The sequence below is a fragment of the Arsenophonus sp. ENCA genome (assembly GCF_002287155.1).
Classification (GTDB): Bacteria; Pseudomonadota; Gammaproteobacteria; order Enterobacterales; family Enterobacteriaceae; genus Arsenophonus; species Arsenophonus nilaparvatae.
The window spans coordinates 1-2,106 of the sequence record NZ_NHNG01000185.1 but is presented as its reverse complement, the minus strand read 5'-3'; the positions used below and the strand labels follow the sequence as shown (position 1 = coordinate 2,106).

Annotated in this window: 2 protein-coding genes and 2 pseudogenes; 2 read left to right on the top strand and 2 right to left on the bottom strand. The window is 49.6% G+C overall.

The genetic code is table 11. The annotated features are described in order from the left end of the window. A pseudogene (locus tag CBG25_RS04765) lies at nucleotides 1–212 on the top strand (hypothetical protein); the annotation flags it as partial. A gap of 255 nt (nucleotides 213–467) precedes the next feature. Then, nucleotides 468–1,235: a DNA adenine methylase gene (locus tag CBG25_RS04760; protein ID WP_290604941.1), complete on the top strand. Its 768-nt coding sequence runs from the start codon at nucleotides 468–470 to the stop codon at nucleotides 1,233–1,235. Between the two features lie 29 nt (nucleotides 1,236–1,264). Here CBG25_RS04760 and CBG25_RS04755 read toward each other — a convergent pair whose 3' ends face one another. Together CBG25_RS04755 and CBG25_RS04750 are read right to left on the bottom strand one after the other, a co-directional pair. Then, nucleotides 1,265–1,606 (bottom strand): helix-turn-helix transcriptional regulator, encoded by a 342-nt coding sequence (locus tag CBG25_RS04755; protein WP_290604942.1) that lies wholly within the window; start codon nucleotides 1,604–1,606, stop codon nucleotides 1,265–1,267. A gap of 66 nt (nucleotides 1,607–1,672) precedes the next feature. After that, nucleotides 1,673–2,106: pseudogene (locus CBG25_RS04750) on the bottom strand (DUF3102 domain-containing protein); the annotation flags it as partial.

The following is a 2,106-nucleotide window of genomic DNA, read 5'->3' as shown; positions in this document are numbered from 1 at the left end:
ATCGAGAAGTTAAACAAAATTGTGGTATTGAACGCTGTCAGGCTCGCACGAGCCGAGCGCAAAGAAATCATATTTTTCTCGCTATTTCTGCGTGGTTTGAACAACATAAACGTCGTATATCTGAAAAAATAACCCTTTATCAACAAAATTGGGACGTAATCAAAAATGCTATTGCTGAGCACATCCGTGTTTTATTAGCGTACCCAAATTAGTTTTGTGCGAAACTCGTGATCTTTTTTCTTCAAATTTTCAACCCGTTTTTTAATTGATTCTTTATCCATGAATGCCTCATTTAAATTTTAAATCGTCAGTATGTTAGTAGAAAAAGCGCGACCCGTCGGGTGCGACAACACCTGACAGGCCGCCAACACACAGAGGATACCTGTGAGTCAACCGTGGCGCTTTCCGTTCTCGAGAACAGGAAAGAGTCTACACGAATTTCCATTAGTGAAACAGGCTTACAGACAATGACCCAACATTTTTTACCAATACTGCCCTGGATAGGCGGTAAACGGCGGCTAGCAAAACAGATTTTACCGCGCTTTCCTGAGCATACCTGCTACGTGGAGCCGTTTTGTGGCGCAGCCGCGCTCTTCTTTATGAAGTCACCCAGCAAAGCGGAAGTGATTAACGACATCAACGGCGAGCTGGTCAATCTCTATCGGGTGCTGAAACACCATCTGGAAGAGTTTATGCGCCAGTTTAAATGGGCGCTGGTCAGCCGGGCGATGTATCAATGGTTGAAAATCACCCCAACCGAAACCTTAACCGATATCCAGCGGGCAGCCCGTTTCTATTACCTGCAAAAACAGGCATTCGGCGGCAGGGTAGCGGAGCACACCTTTGGTGTGACCACGACCAGTGGGCCACGCCTGAACCTGCTACGGATGGAAGAGGAGCTGTCGCTGGCCCACCTGCGATTGTCACGCACCACCATTGAACAACTGGACTGGTCAAGCTGCATTGCCCGTTATGACCGCCCGTACACGCTGTTTTATTGCGATCCGCCGTATTGGGACACCGAGGGGTATGGGGTGGATTTTGGTCTTGAACAATATGAAAAACTGGCGGAGATGGGACGGGATTTAGCCGGAATGATGATTATTTCCGTCAATGACATTCCTGAAATGCGGGACGTGTTTCAGGGCTTTGCGATGGACAGCGTCCCGATCCGCTATAGTCTCAACAGTAATCAGCCCACCCAACGGCGTGAGCTGATTATTACCGTTAAATAACCTCATTCGCGGCCACGAATGGGGAAGGGTTAAGCGCGGTGACGGGCGGCTTTTTTCTCTGCCATGGCTGCCAGTGTACGTTGTGCTACCTCGCGTGTTTCACCGGGAATGTGTCGGAAGGTCGTCAATAAAGTCGCTTCCTCCTCATCGCGCACAACATCAAGTGCACTGGCTTCATCACTGCGCTCGCCGGTCATCACATAGTTGAGGTCAACCCCTAACGCTTTCGCCGCGATTAAGTAGCCCGCATCAGGATGGCGTTCACTTTTTTCGTAGTTGTACTGGGTCAGTTTTTTAACCCCACAGCGTTCCGCGAACATCTCCTGGCTCAGTCCCAGCCGTAGACGTTCCGACTTCAAGCGGTCTCCCACGCCTTCCAGTGTTAGTGTCACCCACTGCTGGGTATCGAGCGGAGCCTGTTCATCGCTCGCGGTAGAGATAGCGGTTTTGCCAGCCAGTTGCTGACTTAACTGTTGTAACTGCTTTTCTTTTTCTGCTACCAGTTGCTGACTTCGTTTAAGGGCTGCTTCATCCTTGCGTAACGCGGCTCGTAATTCTCGTACCGACATCCGATCAACCTCGTCTAGTGTCAGGCCAGCTCGGCGAGGTCTTCGTCATCTTCCAACATAAGCTCAAATAATTTCGTTTTCCCCAAAAGCGCCAGTGACGACGCTTTTGCTGCAAGCGTCGGACTCATGTACTTCAATGAGGCTTGCATCATTCTTTGCGCTGTTCGTTCAGGAATACCTAACCGCTCACGAACAATTTTTTCAAATTCTCCATGCGGTTCATTCTCCTTGATAATAATCAGTCGCTTCCCCGCTTCCAGCATGGCCTCGGCACTCTGTGCCATATAGAAGCGCGCTTCATG